The sequence below is a fragment of the Pseudomonas sp. AE27 genome (assembly GCF_037113495.1).
GTDB classification, from domain to species: domain Bacteria; phylum Pseudomonadota; class Gammaproteobacteria; order Pseudomonadales; family Pseudomonadaceae; genus Aquipseudomonas; species Aquipseudomonas palmensis.
The window spans coordinates 95426-110376 of sequence record NZ_CP146966.1; the positions used below are offsets into that span (position 1 = coordinate 95426).

The following is a 14951-nucleotide window of genomic DNA, read 5'->3' on the forward strand; positions in this document are numbered from 1 at the left end:
TTTGCGCAGGGCCATGAAAAAAGGGCCAGCCAAATGAATGGCTGACCCTTCTGCGGTACTGCGTTATTTCAACCGATGGCTTTGGACGCCAACCAGAACAACCCCGCCGACAAGGCGATGGTCGCCGGCAGGGTGAGCACCCAGGCCAGCAGAATGGTGCGCACGGTGCCGCCTTGCAGGCCGCTCTTGTTCGCCACCATGGTCCCGGCCACACCCGACGACAGCACGTGGGTGGTCGACACCGGCAGGCTGAAGATGTTGGCCGCGCCAATCGCGCAGGCTGCGGTGATCTGCGCCGACATGCCCTGGGCATAGGTCATGCCCTGCTTGCCGATCTTCTCGCCAATGGTCAGTACCACACGCTTCCAGCCCACCATGGTCCCCAGGCCCAGGGCCAGGGCCACCGCCAGGATCACCCAGAACGGCGCGTACTCGGTGGTCGCGGTCAGGTCACGACGCAGTTTGTCCAGGTCGGCCTTTTCACGTGCTTCCAGGCCTGGCAACTTGCTGACCTTTTTCGCCGTGTCATCCAGGCACAGCAGGTAACGCCGCACTTCCACGCGCTTCTCGGCAGTTAGCGAATGGTAGTCCGCCACGCCGTTGAGCGACTGCTGCAGCGCGGTGATGGTCGGCTCGGTCTGTTGCGGATTGCAGCTGAACTGCTCCGGCAGGTCACCGGCCTTGGCCTTGCCCAGTGCCAGGAATTCGCCCAGGGTTTCGCTGTTGCGCTGGTAGAACTGGCTCAGGTGCAGGGTCGCGTCACGGGTACGCTCGATCTGGTAGGTAGTGCTGTTCAGGTCCAGCACGAACTGCGCCGGCACGATGCCGATCAGCACCAGCATGATCAGGCCGATACCTTTCTGACCATCGTTGGAACCGTGCACGAAGCTGACGGCCATGGCCGAAATGACCAGTACCAGGCGGTTCCAGAACGGCGGGTGCTTCTTGTCGTCGAGCTTGCGGCGCTGTTCAGGCGTCTTGTGCATCTTCGACAGCGGGCGCCACCACTTCAGGCCGATCAGCACCAGCGCGGCCACGGCAAAGCCGGCCATGGGCGAGAGCACCAGCGACATGCCGATGTCGATTGCCTTCTGCCAGTTGACCCCGTCACCCAGTGGAATGTCGTTGAGCAGCGCGTTGGCCAGGCCCACGCCCAGGATCGAGCCGATCAGGGTGTGCGAGCTGGACGCCGGGATGCCGAAGTACCAGGTACCCAGGTTCCACGCGATGGCCGCGGCCAGCAGCGAGAAGACCATGGCCAGGCCATGCCCGGTGTTCACATTGATCAGCAGCTCCACCGGCAGCAGGTGCACGATGGCATACGCCACCCCGACTCCGCCCAGCAGGACGCCAAGGAAATTGAACACGCCGGAAAAGAACACGGCCAGGTGCGGCGGCATGGCTTTGGTATAGATGACAGTCGCTACCGCATTGGCGGTGTCATGAAAGCCATTGATGAACTCGAAGGCGAGCACGAAGGTCAAGGCGAGCAACAGGCTCACCAGTACCCAGGCATCAAGTCCGCTGAATAAATCGATCATGAAGGAATTCTGACCCGGTCATAAGGGGGCGCGATTATGCCAGAAATCCTGGGTAATCGATGCACTAGGTGCTGACCGGTCGGGGCGCTTTTGCGGGGGGCAGGGCACTGCAGGAGGGGAGGGTAATCGAGAAAGATCGGCAAAAATCAGAAAAAATAACGCGAACGGTCAAGAAAAAACCGATGTTTTCCACGGCTGAATAATTCAAACGACCGTATTAAATTTGTGAGATTACGTAACGGTTTCATCTTCGACGCCGCAAGGGTCGCCCCAGGCACCGTCTTCGTGCCGGTGCCGTGCCCAGGGGCGGGCGCTTTGTCTGAGGGTCAGGGCTCCTGTGGGCTGAGCTCCTTTTCGATCTTTTGCAGTTCCACGGCAAATGCCTGGTCCAGCAGGCTGGCACGTTTGCGCCAGGGTTTGCGTTCGGGGTCTGGTTGGGCGGCGTATGTGGTGACTTCTCCGCCATAAACGTCCTTGTAACGTTGTTCCTGGCGCTCGAGTTCAGCGCGCAGTTCATCTTTCGTCACAGTGTTTCCTGAAGTTGGAGTTGATGCCGATTTCAACACAAGCACGTTTAACCCGACGACAGCGGCGCAGGCCATTGTGTCGAGCGTCTATATAAGACGAGGGTGACTGCAGCTGAATGGCTGTTTTACACCTTCTGTCGGGGCCTGTCAGCCCGGCAGAAGCAAAACGGCCTTGCTGGTGGGCAAGGCCGTGCCTGGGACTTCTACGGTGGGTACCTGACCAGTCTCTCCAAGAAGCCACATGTGGCAGGCGAAAGGTATAAGCAATTGTAGGCATCGGTCAATTGCGATTATCGGCCGATGGTTCGATAATCGCCCAAGTGAAGTTTGCCGAGGTGAGTCATGAGTGAAGAAACAGGGGGCAAGGGCCCAGGCCTGAACGACAACGTGCGCAGCTCTTTCGCTTCGTTGGCGCCGCCCATCGTGGCCTCGCCGGCCAAGCGCATCCAGGCGTTCACCGGCGACCCGGATTTCATGACGTCGCTGGCGCGGGGCCTGGCGGTGGTGCAGGCGTTCCAGGAGCGCAAGCGGCACCTGACCATCGCCCAGATCAGCCACCGCACCGAGATCCCGCGGGCGGCGGTTCGCCGTTGCCTGCACACGCTGATCAAGCTCGGCTATGCCACCACCGACGGGCGCACCTATTCATTGCTGCCCAAGGTGCTGACCCTGGGTCATGCCTACCTGTCCTCGACGCCATTGGCGGTATCGGCGCAGCCGTACCTGGACCGCATGAGCGACCAGCTGCACGAGGCCTGCAACATGGCCACCCTCGAAGGTGACGACATTCTCTACATCGCCCGCTCGGCGACGGTGCAGCGCCTTATTTCGGTGGACCTGTCTGTGGGCGGGCGCCTGCCGGCCTATTGCACCTCGATGGGGCGCATCCTGCTGGCGGCGCTGGACGACGCCACCCTGCACGAATACCTGGAGCACGCCGACCTGCAGGCCAAGACCAGCCGTACCGTGCACGACCCGGCAGCCTTGCTGGAAATCCTCCAGCAGGTGCGCGAGCAGGGCTGGTGCGTGGTCGACCAGGAGCTGGAGCAGGGCCTGCGTTCGATCGCGGTGCCGGTGTACGACGCCTCCGGCCAGGTGCTGGCGGCGCTGAACATCAGCACCCACGCCGGGCGGGTGAGTCGCAGCGAGCTGGAACAGAAGTTCCTGCCGATCATGGTGGCGGCCAGCCGCGACCTGAGTACCCAGCTGTTCAGTTGAATGCGTCGAGCGGTTCCTGTTCGATAAACGCACAGTCTTGCGTTTATCGAATTGCGCCGCGTCGCGCGCCTTATTAATGTCCCTCGCATCAAGTGGCTCCTGACGGCCTCCAATAATAATGAGCGAGAGAACACCCCATGACCTGCACCCTGTCCTGCTTCAGCCTGTACCTGCCCGCCTGCCGGCTGCACGGTAGCTGACCCTTTCCAAAAGACCCGTACCCGACCGTCTGTGCCGTTCACGCGCGCACCCGCACACTCGCGCGCATCTTCTGGATAAAAACAATGAATAGTCCCCAAGCTGCTGTTGGAAACTGCCTGGATGTGCAGTCGTTCATCAATGCCCAGCCGTTGTCGCGTTACCAATGGCGGGTGGTCATCCTGTGCTTTCTGATCGTGTTCCTCGACGGCCTGGACACCGCCGCAATGGGCTTCATTGCGCCGGCACTGTCCCAGGACTGGGGCATCGACCGCGCCAGCCTGGGCCCGGTGATGAGCGCTGCGCTGATCGGCATGGTGTTCGGTGCGCTGGGCTCGGGGCCGCTGGCCGACCGTTTCGGGCGCAAGGTGGTGCTGGTGGGCGCGGTGTTGCTGTTCGGCGCGTTCAGCCTGGCCTCGGCCTATGCCACCAACGTCGACCAGTTGCTGGTGCTGCGCTTTCTGACCGGCCTGGGCCTGGGCGCCGGCATGCCGAACGCCACCACGCTGCTGTCCGAATACACCCCCGAGCGGCACAAGTCGTTGCTGGTCACCAGCATGTTCTGCGGCTTCAACCTGGGCATGGCCGGTGGCGGGTTCATTTCCGCCAAGCTGATCCCGATGTTCGGCTGGCACAGCCTGCTGCTGATCGGCGGCATCCTGCCGCTGCTGCTGGTGGTGGTACTGATGGTGTGGCTGCCGGAGTCGGCGCGTTACCTGGTGGTGCGCAACAAGGGCACCGACCGGGTACGCCGCACATTGGCGCCGATCGAGCCGGGCATCGTCAACCAGGCTGCGAGCTTCAGCGTGCCGGAACAGAAGACGGTCAAGGCGCGCAACGTGTTCGCGGTGATCTTCTCGGGCACCTACAGCGTCGGCACGCTGCTGTTGTGGCTGACCTATTTCATGGGCCTGGTGATCGTCTACCTGCTCACCAGTTGGCTGCCCACGCTGATGCGTGACAGCGGCGCGAGCATGGAGCAGGCGGCGTTCATCGGTGCGCTGTTCCAGTTCGGCGGCGTGCTCAGCGCGGTGGCGGTAGGCTGGGCGATGGACCGCTACAACCCGCACAAGGTGATCGGCACCTTCTACCTGCTGGCCGGGGTGTTCGCCTACGCGGTGGGCCAGAGCCTTGGCAACATCACGCTGCTGGCGACCCTGGTGCTGATTGCCGGCATGTGCGTGAACGGGGCGCAGTCGGCGATGCCGTCGCTGGCGGCGCGCTTCTACCCCACCCAGGGCCGCGCCACCGGCGTGTCGTGGATGCTGGGCATCGGCCGGTTTGGCGCGATTCTCGGGGCCTGGATGGGCGCCACGTTGCTGGGCCTGGGCTGGAACTTCGAACAGGTGCTGACGGCCCTGGTGATCCCGGCCGCGATCGCGACGGTGGCGGTGGTGATCAAGGGTGTGGTGAGCCACGCTGACGCGACCTGACACCCTGAACGCTTCGCCGGCAAGGCCGGCTCCTACAGGTTTGCGCTGAGCCTGTAGGAGCCGGCCTTGCCGGCGAATGAAGCCACCCTGATTCATATTCTTAGCACAACAACAATACGTTCGATAATCGAACGCTATGGCGATTATCGGATTGTACGGCCCAATGCGCCGCCTTAATCTGAGCTCATGCCGGTGCCGCCCAGAGGCACCTCTGAAACCGCTCTCCAGGAGTCTGCAATGGCTGAAATCCTCTCGCTCCACGACGCCGTGAAGCAGTTCGTCAACGACGGCGACAGCGTCGCCCTTGAAGGCTTCACGCATTTGATCCCGACCGCCGCCGGGCACGAAATCATTCGTCAGGGCAAGAAGGATCTGACCCTGGTGCGCATGACCCCCGACCTGATCTACGACCAGCTGATCGGCGCCGGCTGCGCCCGCAAGCTGATCTTCTCGTGGGGCGGCAACCCGGGTGTCGGGTCGCTGCACCGCCTGCGTGACGCGGTCGAGAAGCAGTGGCCGCACGCCATGGAAATCGAAGAACACAGCCACGCCGACCTCGCCAACGCCTACGTTGCCGGTGCCTCGGGCCTGCCGTTCGCGGTGCTGCGCGCCTACGCCGGCTCCGACCTGCCCAAGGTCAACCCGCTGATCAAGAGCGTGACCTGCCCGTTCACCGGTGAGGTGCTGGCCGCCGTGCCGTCGGTTCGCCCGGACGTCACCGTGATCCACGCGCAGAAGGCCGACCGCAAGGGCAACGTGCTGCTGTGGGGCATCCTGGGTGTGCAGAAGGAGGCCGCCCTGGCCGCCAAGCGCTGCATCGTCACCGTGGAAGAGATCGTCGACGACCTCAACGCGCCAATGAATGCCTGCGTGCTGCCCACCTGGGCACTGTCGGCCGTGTGCCTGGTACCGGGCGGGGCGCACCCGTCCTACGCGCACGGCTACTCCGAGCGTGACAACCGCTTCTACCAGGCCTGGGACCCGATTGCCCGCAGCCGTGAGACCTTCACCGCCTGGATCGACGAATACATTCGCGGCACCGCCGACTTCCCTGCCTTCAAGGCAAAACTGGCCAGCGCTTCGGAGGCTGCACAATGAGCTACTCCACCAATGAAATGATGACCGTTGCCGCTGCCCGCCGCCTGCGCAACGGCGCCGTGTGCTTCGTCGGCATCGGCCTGCCGTCCAAGGCCGCCAACCTGGCACGCCTGACCTCTTCGCCCGACGTGGTATTGATCTACGAATCGGGCCCTATCGGCGCCAAGCCAACGGTACTGCCGCTGTCCATCGGTGACGGCGAGCTGGCCGAAACCGCCGATACCGTGGTGCCCACCGGCGAGATCTTCCGCTACTGGCTGCAGGGCGGGCGCATCGACGTGGGCTTTCTGGGCGCCGCCCAGGTCGACCGTTTCGGCAACATCAACACCACCGTGGTCGGCGACTACCACCAGCCCAAGGTACGCCTGCCGGGTGCCGGTGGCGCACCGGAAATCGCCGGCTCCGCCAAGACCGTGCTGATCATCCTCAAGCAGTCCTCGCGCGCCTTCGTCGACAAGCTCGACTTCATCACCTCGGTCGGCCACGGCGAAGGCGGCGACTCGCGCAAACGCCTGGGCCTGCCCGGTGCCGGCCCGGTGGGCATCATCACCGACCTGTGCATCATGGAACCTGAAGCCGGCAGCAACGAATTCGTGGTCACCTCGATTCACCCGGGTGTGACCCGCGAGCAGATCGTCGCCGCCACCGGCTGGGCGATCCGCTTTGCCGACAGCGTCGAAACCACCGTGGCGCCGAGCGAAGTCGAGCTGACTGCGCTGCGCGACCTCGAAGCGCGCACGGCGGCCGCCCACGGCCAAGCGCCGGGAGAAGCCTGATGCGTGACGTATTCATCTGCGACGCGATTCGCACCCCCATCGGCCGCTTCGGCGGCGCCCTGGCCGGCGTGCGCGCCGACGACCTGGCGGCGGTACCGCTCAAGGCGCTGATCGAGCGCAACCCCACGGTGCAATGGGACCAGCTCGACGAAGTGTTCTTCGGCTGCGCCAACCAGGCCGGTGAAGACAACCGCAACGTGGCGCGCATGGCCCTGCTGCTGGCCGGGCTGCCCGACAGCGTGCCGGGTGTGACCCTCAACCGCCTGTGCGCTTCGGGCATGGACGCCATCGGCACGGCGTTTCGCGCCATTGCCAGCGGCGAGATGGAGCTGGCGATTGCCGGCGGCGTCGAGTCGATGTCCCGTGCACCGTTCGTGATGGGCAAGGCCGAAAGCGCCTACTCGCGCAACATGAAGCTGGAAGACACCACCATCGGCTGGCGCTTCATCAACCCGCTGATGAAGGCCCAGTACGGCGTGGACGCGATGCCGCAGACCGCCGACAACGTGGCCGACGACTATCAGGTATCGCGCGCCGACCAGGATGCCTTCGCCCTGCGCAGCCAGCAGCGCACCGCCAAGGCCCAGGCCGCCGGCTACTTCGCCGAAGAGATCGTGCCGGTGCGCATCGCGCACAAGAAGGGCGAGACCGTGGTCGAGCACGACGAACACCCGCGCGCCGATACCACCCTCGAAGCCCTGGCCAGGCTCAAGCCGGTCAACGGCGCGGACAAGACGGTCACCGCCGGCAACGCCTCGGGCGTCAACGACGGCGCCGCGGCGCTGATACTGGCGTCGGCCGAGGCGGTGCAAAAGCATGGCCTGACCCCGCGCGCGCGCGTGCTCGGCATGGCCAGTGCCGGCGTTGCCCCCCGGGTAATGGGCATCGGCCCGGTGCCGGCGGTGCGCAAGCTGATCGAGCGCCTGGGCGTGGCGGTCACCGATTTCGACGTGATCGAGCTCAACGAAGCGTTCGCCAGCCAAGGCCTGGCCGTGCTGCGCGAACTCGGCATTGCCGACGACGCGCCGCAGGTCAACCCCAACGGCGGCGCCATTGCCCTGGGTCACCCGTTGGGCATGAGCGGCGCACGCCTGGTGCTGACAGCGCTGCACCAGCTGGAGAAATCCGGCGGGCGCAAAGGCCTGGCGACCATGTGCGTGGGTGTCGGGCAGGGCCTGGCCCTGGCCATCGAGCGCGTGTAAATCAATGACCTCGCTGCTGCGACCTCCACGCAAGGTCGGGGCAGCGGGGTGATTGTTCTGTGGAACGTGAGTGTTACCGAGTGTGTCTAGACTTCAGACATCCTCCCAGAGTGAATTGCCATGACTTCAATCCATTACACCGGCGAAGAACGCAGCAAACGCATTTTCGCCATCGTCGGTGCCTCCTCGGGCAACCTCGTGGAATGGTTCGACTTCTACGTCTATGCCTTCTGCGCGATCTACTTTGCCCCGGCTTTCTTCCCCTCCGACGACCCGACGGTGCAGCTGCTCAACACCGCCGGCGTGTTCGCCGCCGGGTTCCTGATGCGGCCCATCGGCGGCTGGCTGTTCGGCCGTGTGGCCGACCGCCACGGGCGCAAGAATTCGATGATGATCTCGGTGCTGATGATGTGCGCCGGCTCGCTGGTGATCGCCTGCCTGCCGACCTACGCCAGCATCGGTGCCTGGGCACCGGCGCTGCTGTTGCTGGCGCGGCTGTTCCAGGGCCTGTCGGTGGGCGGCGAATACGGCACCACCGCCACCTACATGAGCGAGGTGGCGCTGCGCGGCCAGCGCGGCTTCTTTGCTTCGTTCCAGTACGTGACCCTGATCGGCGGGCAACTGCTGGCGGTGCTGGTGGTGGTGATCCTGCAGCAACTGCTCACCGAAGAGGAGCTGCGCGCCTGGGGCTGGCGCATCCCGTTCGTGGTGGGTGCCATCGCGGCGGTGATCTCGCTGTTCCTGCGTCGCTCGCTGGAAGAGACCAGCAGCGCCGAAACCCGCAACGACAAGGACGCGGGCAGCCTCGGCGGCCTGTTCCGCAACCACAAGGCGGCGTTCATCACCGTGCTTGGCTACACCGCCGGCGGCTCGCTGATCTTCTACACCTTCACCACCTACATGCAGAAGTACCTGGTGAACACTGCGGGCATGAGCGCCAAGACCGCCAGCTTCATCATGACCGGTGCACTGTTCCTGTACATGTGCATGCAGCCGCTGTTCGGCATGCTCTCGGACCGCATCGGCCGGCGCACCTCGATGCTCTGGTTCGGCGCCCTGGGCACCCTGTGCACGGTGCCGATCCTGCTTACCCTGAAAACCGTCACCAGCCCGTTCCTGGCCTTTGTGCTGATCACCCTGGCGCTGGCCATCGTGAGCTTCTACACCTCGATCAGCGGGCTGGTCAAAGCCGAGATGTTCCCGCCGCAGGTACGTGCGCTGGGCGTGGGCCTGGCCTACGCGGTGGCCAACGCGATCTTCGGCGGCTCGGCCGAATATGTGGCACTGGGGCTCAAGTCGCTGAACATGGAAAACGCCTTTTACTGGTACGTTACGGTGATGATGGCGATTGCCTTCCTGTTCAGCCTGCGCCTGCCCAAGCAGGCGGCGTACCTGCACCACGATCATTGAGAAGGACCACCGATGAACCAACGTCCGGGCAATCAGCTGTTCGATGCCTACTTCACCGCGCCGGCCATGCGCGCCGTGTTTTCCGACCGTGGCCGGGTGCAGGGCATGCTCGATTTCGAAGCCGCGTTGGCCCGCGCCGAAGCGGCGGTGGGGCTGATCCCGCAGGTGGCGGTGGCACCGATCGAAGCGGCCTGCCAGGCCGAGCGCTATGACTTCGCGGCCCTGGCCGAGGCCATCGCGGTGGCCGGCAACTCGGCCATCCCGCTGGTCAAGGCGCTGGGCAAGGTGATTGCCAGCGGCGTGCCCGAAGCCGAGCGCTTCGTGCACCTGGGCGCTACCAGCCAGGATGCGATGGACACCGGGCTGGTGCTGCAATTGCGCGATGCCCTGGGCCTGATCGAAGCCGACCTGGCGCGCCTGGCCGACAGCCTGGCGCACCAGGCGCTGCAGCATGCCGACACGCCGCTGGCCGGGCGCACCTGGCTGCAACATGCAACGCCCGTGACCCTGGGCATGAAGGTCGCCGGCTGGCTCGGTGCACTCACCCGTCACCGTCAGCGCCTGCAGGAGCTCAAGCCGCGCCTGCTGAGCCTGCAGTTCGGCGGCGCCTCCGGCACCCTGGCGGCGCTGGGCAACAAGGCATTGCCGGTGGCCGAGGCGCTGGCCGGGCAGCTCAAGCTGAGCCTGCCCGAGCAGCCCTGGCATACCCAGCGTGACCGCCTGGTGGAGTTCGCCTCGGTGCTGGGCATGATCGCCGGCAGCCTGGGCAAGCTGGGACGCGACGTTAGCCTGCTGATGCAGACCGAGGCGGCGGAGGTGTTCGAGCCTGCTGCGCCGGGCAAGGGTGGCTCGTCGACCATGCCGCACAAGCGCAACCCGGTGGGCGCGGCGGTGCTGATCGGCGCCGCTACCCGTGTACCGGGGCTGGTGTCCACGCTGTTCGCGGCCATGCCCCAGGAGCACGAGCGCAGCCTGGGCCTGTGGCATGCCGAATGGGAAACCCTGCCCGAGATCTGCTGCCTGGTGTCCGGCGCCCTGCGCCAGGCCCAGGTGATTGCCGAGGGCCTGGAAGTGGATGCTGCGCGCATGCGCCGCAACCTCGACCTGACCCAGGGCCTGGTGCTGGCCGAGGCGGTCAGCATCGTGCTGGCCCAGCGACTGGGCCGGGACACCGCACACCACCTGCTGGAAACCTGCTGCAAGCGTGCGGTGGCCGAACAGCGTCAGCTGCGCGACGTGCTGGGCGACGATCCGCAGGTGACTGCCGAGCTGTCGGCGGACGAACTCGACCGCCTGCTCGACCCTGCTCATTACCTGGGCCAGGCCCGCGTGTGGGTGGCGCGGGCGGTGGCTGAACACCAACAATTCAAGCGTTGAAGGAGGCCGTTGTGGCTAGCGTACAACTCGCTGATGGCGTACTGAACTACCGGCTCGACGGGCCCGAGGGCGCACCGGTGCTGGTGCTGTCCAACTCGCTGGGCACCGACCACACCATGTGGGACCCGCAACTGCCGGCATTTGCCGCGCATTTTCGGGTACTGCGCTACGACACCCGCGGGCATGGCCAGTCGCTGGTGACCGAGGGGCCATACAGCATCGAGCAACTGGGGCGTGACGTGCTGGCACTGCTGGACGCGCTGAAAATCGAGCGGGCGCATTTCTGCGGCCTGTCCATGGGCGGGCTGATCGGGCAGTGGCTGGGCATCCATGCCGGCGAGCGCCTGAACCGCCTGATCGTGTGCAACACCGCAGCCAAGATCGGCAACGACGAGGTCTGGAACCCGCGCATCGACATGGTGTTGCGCGACCGCGAGGCGGCGATGGTGGGGCTGCGCGACGCCTCCATCGAGCGCTGGTTCACCAAGGCCTATGCGCAGGCCAACCCGGACCAGGCCAAGCGCATCACCGACATGCTGGCGGGCACTTCGCCCGATGGCTATGCGGCCAACTGCGGCGCGGTGCGCGATGCGGACTTCCGGGACCAGCTGGGTGAGATCAAGGTGCCGCTGCTGGTGATTTCCGGCAGTGCCGATGCGGTCACGCCGCCGGCTGGCGGGCGCTTCATCCAGGAGCATGTGGTGGGTGCCGAGTATGCCGAGTTCCAGGCGGCGCACCTGTCCAACGTTGAAGTCGGCGCGCCGTTCAGCCGCCGCGTGATCGATTTTCTGCTGGCCCGCTGAGGAGTAGGTTGTGGACGAAAAAGAACGTTACGAGGCCGGCATGCAGGTGCGGCGTGCGGTACTGGGCGATGCCCATGTGGACCGCAGCCTTAGCAACCTCACCGAGTTCAACGGCGAGTTCCAGGAAATGATCACCCGGCACGCGTGGGGCGATATCTGGACGCGGCCGGGGTTGCCACGCCATACCCGCAGCCTGATCACCATCGCGATGCTGATCGGCATGAACCGCAATGAAGAGCTGAAGCTGCACTTGCGGGCGGCGGCGAACAACGGCGTGACCCGCGAAGAGATCAAGGAAGTGCTGATGCAGAGCGCGATCTATTGCGGGATCCCGGCGGCCAATGCCACGTTCCACCTGGCGGAGTCGGTGTGGGATGAACTGGGCGTCGAATCCCGCGCCTGATCTTCAGGGCCTCTTCGCCAGCAAGGCTGGCTCCTACAGTGTGTGCGTGCCGTTGTAGGAGCCGGCCTTGCCGGCGAACGGGCCTTCAGATCGCCGCCTTTTTCGAGCGACTACCCACCGGCCCCGCATTCGCCTCGATCGACCGCTTCAACTCCCCGCGCAACCCCAGCACGAACGCCATCTCCGCCACCACGAACAACGGCCCCACGATCAGCCCGCTGATGTCGTCCACAAACGCCGGCTTGCGCCCCTCGTAATAGTGGCCGACGAACTGGATCGCCCAGCCCACCACGAACAGCCCCAGCCCCGCACTCAGCCACACCAGCGTGCTCTGAGCCGCCAGTACCTGCCCGGCCCACAGGCACAAGCCCAGCAACACGCTCATCAGCAACCCGAAGCGGGTGTCCAGGCGCAGGTAGAACCACGCCGACCACAGCGCCACCAGCAATGCAGGCGACAGCCACCCCCCGCCCAATGCCATGCCCGGACGCGACAGCAGCACCGTGACCGCCACCACGATCAGCGGGATACCCACGAAGTGCGTGGCGATGTTGCGTGGGTCGCGGTGGTAGGCCGCGTATTGACTCAGGTGCTCGACGAGGCTTTTCATTGTTGTTCCTCCTGTAGGATTGCCCGAGCTTGCCCTGCGCAGGCACCGTCGTCTGTCGGCTAGCCGACAGTGTCACCACGAGGCCCCCGATGAACGCTTCAACCTTGCGCCAGGGTCACTGGTTCAAACAGTTGCCCGCTACCCTGCAGGATAGCCTGCTGCACCTGGCCCGGCCCGTGAGCCTGGAGGCCGGCGCCTGCCTGTTCCAGCGCGGCGACCCGCCTTGCGGACTGTACGCGGTGCTCGATGGCGCCATCCGCATCGGTGCGGTCAGCGCCCAGGGCAAGGAGGCGGTGCTGACCCTGATCGAGGCCCCGCACTGGTTCGGCGAGATCTGCCTGTTCGACGACCAGCCACGCACCCACGACGCCTATGCAGAAGGTGCCACCCACCTGCTGCGGGTGCCCCAGGGCGCGCTGGTGAAATTGCTGGATGCGCAACCGCATTACTGGCGTGAATTCGCCTTGCTGATGAGCCACAAGCTGCGCCTGGCCTTTGTCGCGCTGGAGCAGCAGAGCCTGATGAGTGCCGCGCCGCGGGTGGCCTACCGGCTGCTGCAGATCGCCGCCGGTTACGGCGAAGTGGAGGGGGCCAGGAGGGTGTTGCAATTGTCCCAGGAGCAACTGGCGCTGATGCTCGCGCTGTCGCGCCAGACCACCAACCAGATTCTCAAGGCGCTGGAGCAGGATGGCGTGCTGCGCCTGAGCTACGGCGAGATCGAGATTCTCGACCCCGCGCGCCTGGCACTGATGGCTAATCCGGCTGGAACGGCGACTGGCTGAGGATCACCCCGGTTTCCTCGACGTACTTCTGCCATTCGCCGAGCAGGGCCTGCAGCTTTGCCGGCTGCGCCTGCGCCAGGTCGTGGACCTCGCCGGGATCGATGCTCAGGTCGTACAGCTGCCAGGTGGCCGGCCCCACCGGGCCTGGAATGTACACCGCCTTCCAGTGCCCCTGGCGAATCGCCCGGCGCCCGAACAGCTCCCAGCCGGTGACGGTGTGCTCGTCGTGTACCTGCTCGGTCTCGCCCGACAGGTAGCCCAGCCACGACTTGCCGCGCAGCGGCGCCACGTCGCGCCCGCGCCAGCGTTTGCCCGGGTGGCGGATGCCGGCCAGGTCCAGCAGGGTCGGGGTGATGTCCATCACGGTGCTGAACTGATGGCTGATCTGCCCCTGGCGCGCCAGTGCCGGGTAGTGCAGCAGGGCCGGCACGCGAATGCCGCCCTCGGTGGTGAAGGCCTTGAACAGCCGCGACGGTGCGGTGGCCGCCTGGGCCCAGTGCGGGCCGTACCACACGTAGGAGTTGGCGCGGCCGATGTTGTCCAGGCTGTTGTCGTAGTGCTGGTCCAGGTAGCTGGCCAGGTGCGGGCCGAACTTGGGGAAGGCTTCGAGCAGCGCGCCCTCGGCACCGTTGTCGGACATGAACAGCACCAGGGTGTTGTCCAGCAGGCCCTGGTTGCGCAGGTAGCCGAGCACCCGGCCGATGTTCCAGTCCATGCGCTCGACCATCGCCGCGTACACCTCCATGGCGCGTGCCGAGCGCTGGCGCTGTTCGTCGCTCAGCGCCTGCCATTGTTCATCCACCGGGTGCGCCTGCACCTCGGCGCCGATCAGGCCTAGGGCGCGCAGTTTTTCAAGGCGCTCCTGGCGCAGTACTTCGGGCCCGGCGTCGTAGCGCCCCTTGTAGCGCGCCACCACCTCGGCCGGCGCCTGCAACGGCCAGTGCGGCGCGGAGAATGGCAGGTAGGCGAAGAACGGCCGGCTCTGGTCGCGCTCCTTGAGGTACTGCAGCAACTTGTCGCCAAAGGCGTCGGAGGAATAGAAACCTTCGGGTAGCGCTTCGACGAAGGTGTCGTCCTCGATGTACAGCGCCGGGGTCGACTTGAGCAGGCCGGGGGTGTGTTCGTCGTAGGTGGGTTCGAAGCCATAGTGGTTGGCCGCGCCCGGCAGCAGCGCGAACGAACGTTCGAAGCCACGCGCATGTGGCGCCAGCTCGGCCTTCAGGCCCAGGTGCCACTTGCCGCTCATCAGCGTCTGGTAGCCGGCCTCGCGCAGCAGCTCGGGCAGCGCCACCACGCGGTCATTGAGGTAACCCTCGTAGCCCGGCTTGCCGATCAGCTCCGGGGTCAGCGCCTCGGCCATGGTGCCGATGCCGGCGATGTGGTGGTCGGTACCGGTCAGCAGCATCGAGCGGGTCGGCGAGCAGGTGGGCGCGGTGTGGAAGTCGGTCAGGCGCAGGCCGGCATTGGCCAGGGCGTCCAGGTGCGGCGTGGCAATTTCGCCGCCGAAGGCACCCAGGTCGGAAAAGCCCAGGTCGTCGGCAACGATGATCAGGAAGTTGGGGCGTTGGCTCAT

The 14951-nt window shown here is 65.5% G+C and carries 14 protein-coding genes; 10 read left to right on the forward strand and 4 right to left on the reverse strand.

Annotated features, from left to right (window positions below; translation table 11 throughout):
• Window positions 1-68: 68 nt before the first annotated feature.
• Window positions 69-1541 carry an inorganic phosphate transporter gene (locus V9K84_RS00460; RefSeq protein ID WP_043862134.1) on the reverse strand — a complete coding sequence of 491 codons (1473 nt, stop codon included), beginning with the start codon at window positions 1539-1541 and terminating at the stop codon, window positions 69-71.
• Window positions 1542-1867: 326 nt separating this feature from the next.
• The gene (locus V9K84_RS00465; protein ID WP_043860747.1) at window positions 1868-2068 is read right to left on the reverse strand and encodes a hypothetical protein; all 201 of its coding nucleotides are present in this window, start codon (window positions 2066-2068) and stop codon (window positions 1868-1870) included.
• A gap of 342 nt (window positions 2069-2410) precedes the next feature.
• Here V9K84_RS00465 and pcaR point away from each other — a divergent pair, with 342 nt between their 5' ends.
• The 9 genes from pcaR (at window position 2411) to pcaC (ending at window position 11986) form a co-directional block, all read left to right on the forward strand.
• A complete protein-coding gene (gene pcaR / locus V9K84_RS00470) occupies window positions 2411-3286 on the forward strand; it encodes a pca regulon transcriptional regulator PcaR (protein ID WP_173925037.1) in 876 nt (291 codons plus the stop codon).
• Between the two features lie 284 nt (window positions 3287-3570).
• Window positions 3571-4917 (forward strand): MFS transporter, encoded by a 1347-nt coding sequence (locus V9K84_RS00475; RefSeq protein WP_043860748.1) that lies wholly within the window; start codon window positions 3571-3573, stop codon window positions 4915-4917.
• A gap of 237 nt (window positions 4918-5154) precedes the next feature.
• Window positions 5155-6015, forward strand: coding sequence for a CoA transferase subunit A (locus V9K84_RS00480; protein ID WP_043860749.1), 861 nt, complete (start codon window positions 5155-5157; stop codon window positions 6013-6015).
• Window positions 6012-6791: a CoA-transferase subunit beta gene (locus V9K84_RS00485; protein WP_043860750.1), complete on the forward strand. Its 780-nt coding sequence runs from the start codon at window positions 6012-6014 to the stop codon at window positions 6789-6791. The genes V9K84_RS00480 and V9K84_RS00485 overlap by 4 nt, the downstream gene beginning before the upstream one ends.
• Window positions 6788-7993, forward strand: a complete 1206-nt coding sequence (pcaF, locus tag V9K84_RS00490) for a 3-oxoadipyl-CoA thiolase (protein WP_173925075.1) — start codon at window positions 6788-6790, stop codon at window positions 7991-7993. Before V9K84_RS00485 ends, pcaF begins: the two co-directional genes overlap by 4 nt.
• Before the next feature lie 120 nt (window positions 7994-8113).
• Window positions 8114-9403, forward strand: coding sequence for an MFS family transporter (locus tag V9K84_RS00495; RefSeq protein WP_088515523.1), 1290 nt, complete (start codon window positions 8114-8116; stop codon window positions 9401-9403).
• A gap of 12 nt (window positions 9404-9415) precedes the next feature.
• The gene (locus tag V9K84_RS00500) at window positions 9416-10780 is read left to right on the forward strand and encodes a 3-carboxy-cis,cis-muconate cycloisomerase (protein ID WP_088515522.1); all 1365 of its coding nucleotides are present in this window, start codon (window positions 9416-9418) and stop codon (window positions 10778-10780) included.
• 11 nt (window positions 10781-10791) lie between these two features.
• A complete protein-coding gene (gene pcaD, locus V9K84_RS00505; protein WP_054914805.1) occupies window positions 10792-11583 on the forward strand; it encodes a 3-oxoadipate enol-lactonase in 792 nt (263 codons plus the stop codon).
• Window positions 11584-11593: 10 nt separating this feature from the next.
• The gene (pcaC, locus tag V9K84_RS00510; RefSeq protein ID WP_043860755.1) at window positions 11594-11986 is read left to right on the forward strand and encodes a 4-carboxymuconolactone decarboxylase; all 393 of its coding nucleotides are present in this window, start codon (window positions 11594-11596) and stop codon (window positions 11984-11986) included.
• An 85-nt stretch (window positions 11987-12071) separates the two neighbouring features.
• On the opposite strand, the gene V9K84_RS00515 is transcribed toward pcaC, so the two are convergent.
• A complete protein-coding gene (locus V9K84_RS00515; RefSeq protein WP_088515521.1) occupies window positions 12072-12596 on the reverse strand; it encodes an Mpo1-like protein in 525 nt (174 codons plus the stop codon).
• Window positions 12597-12685: 89 nt separating this feature from the next.
• Between V9K84_RS00515 and V9K84_RS00520 the strand changes: the two genes are divergently transcribed.
• Window positions 12686-13378, forward strand: a complete 693-nt coding sequence (locus V9K84_RS00520; protein WP_054914803.1) for a Crp/Fnr family transcriptional regulator — start codon at window positions 12686-12688, stop codon at window positions 13376-13378.
• Here V9K84_RS00520 and V9K84_RS00525 read toward each other — a convergent pair.
• Complete coding sequence (locus tag V9K84_RS00525; protein WP_058540909.1) at window positions 13350-14951, reverse strand: arylsulfatase; 1602 nt, start codon at window positions 14949-14951, stop codon at window positions 13350-13352. The genes V9K84_RS00520 and V9K84_RS00525 overlap by 29 nt on opposite strands.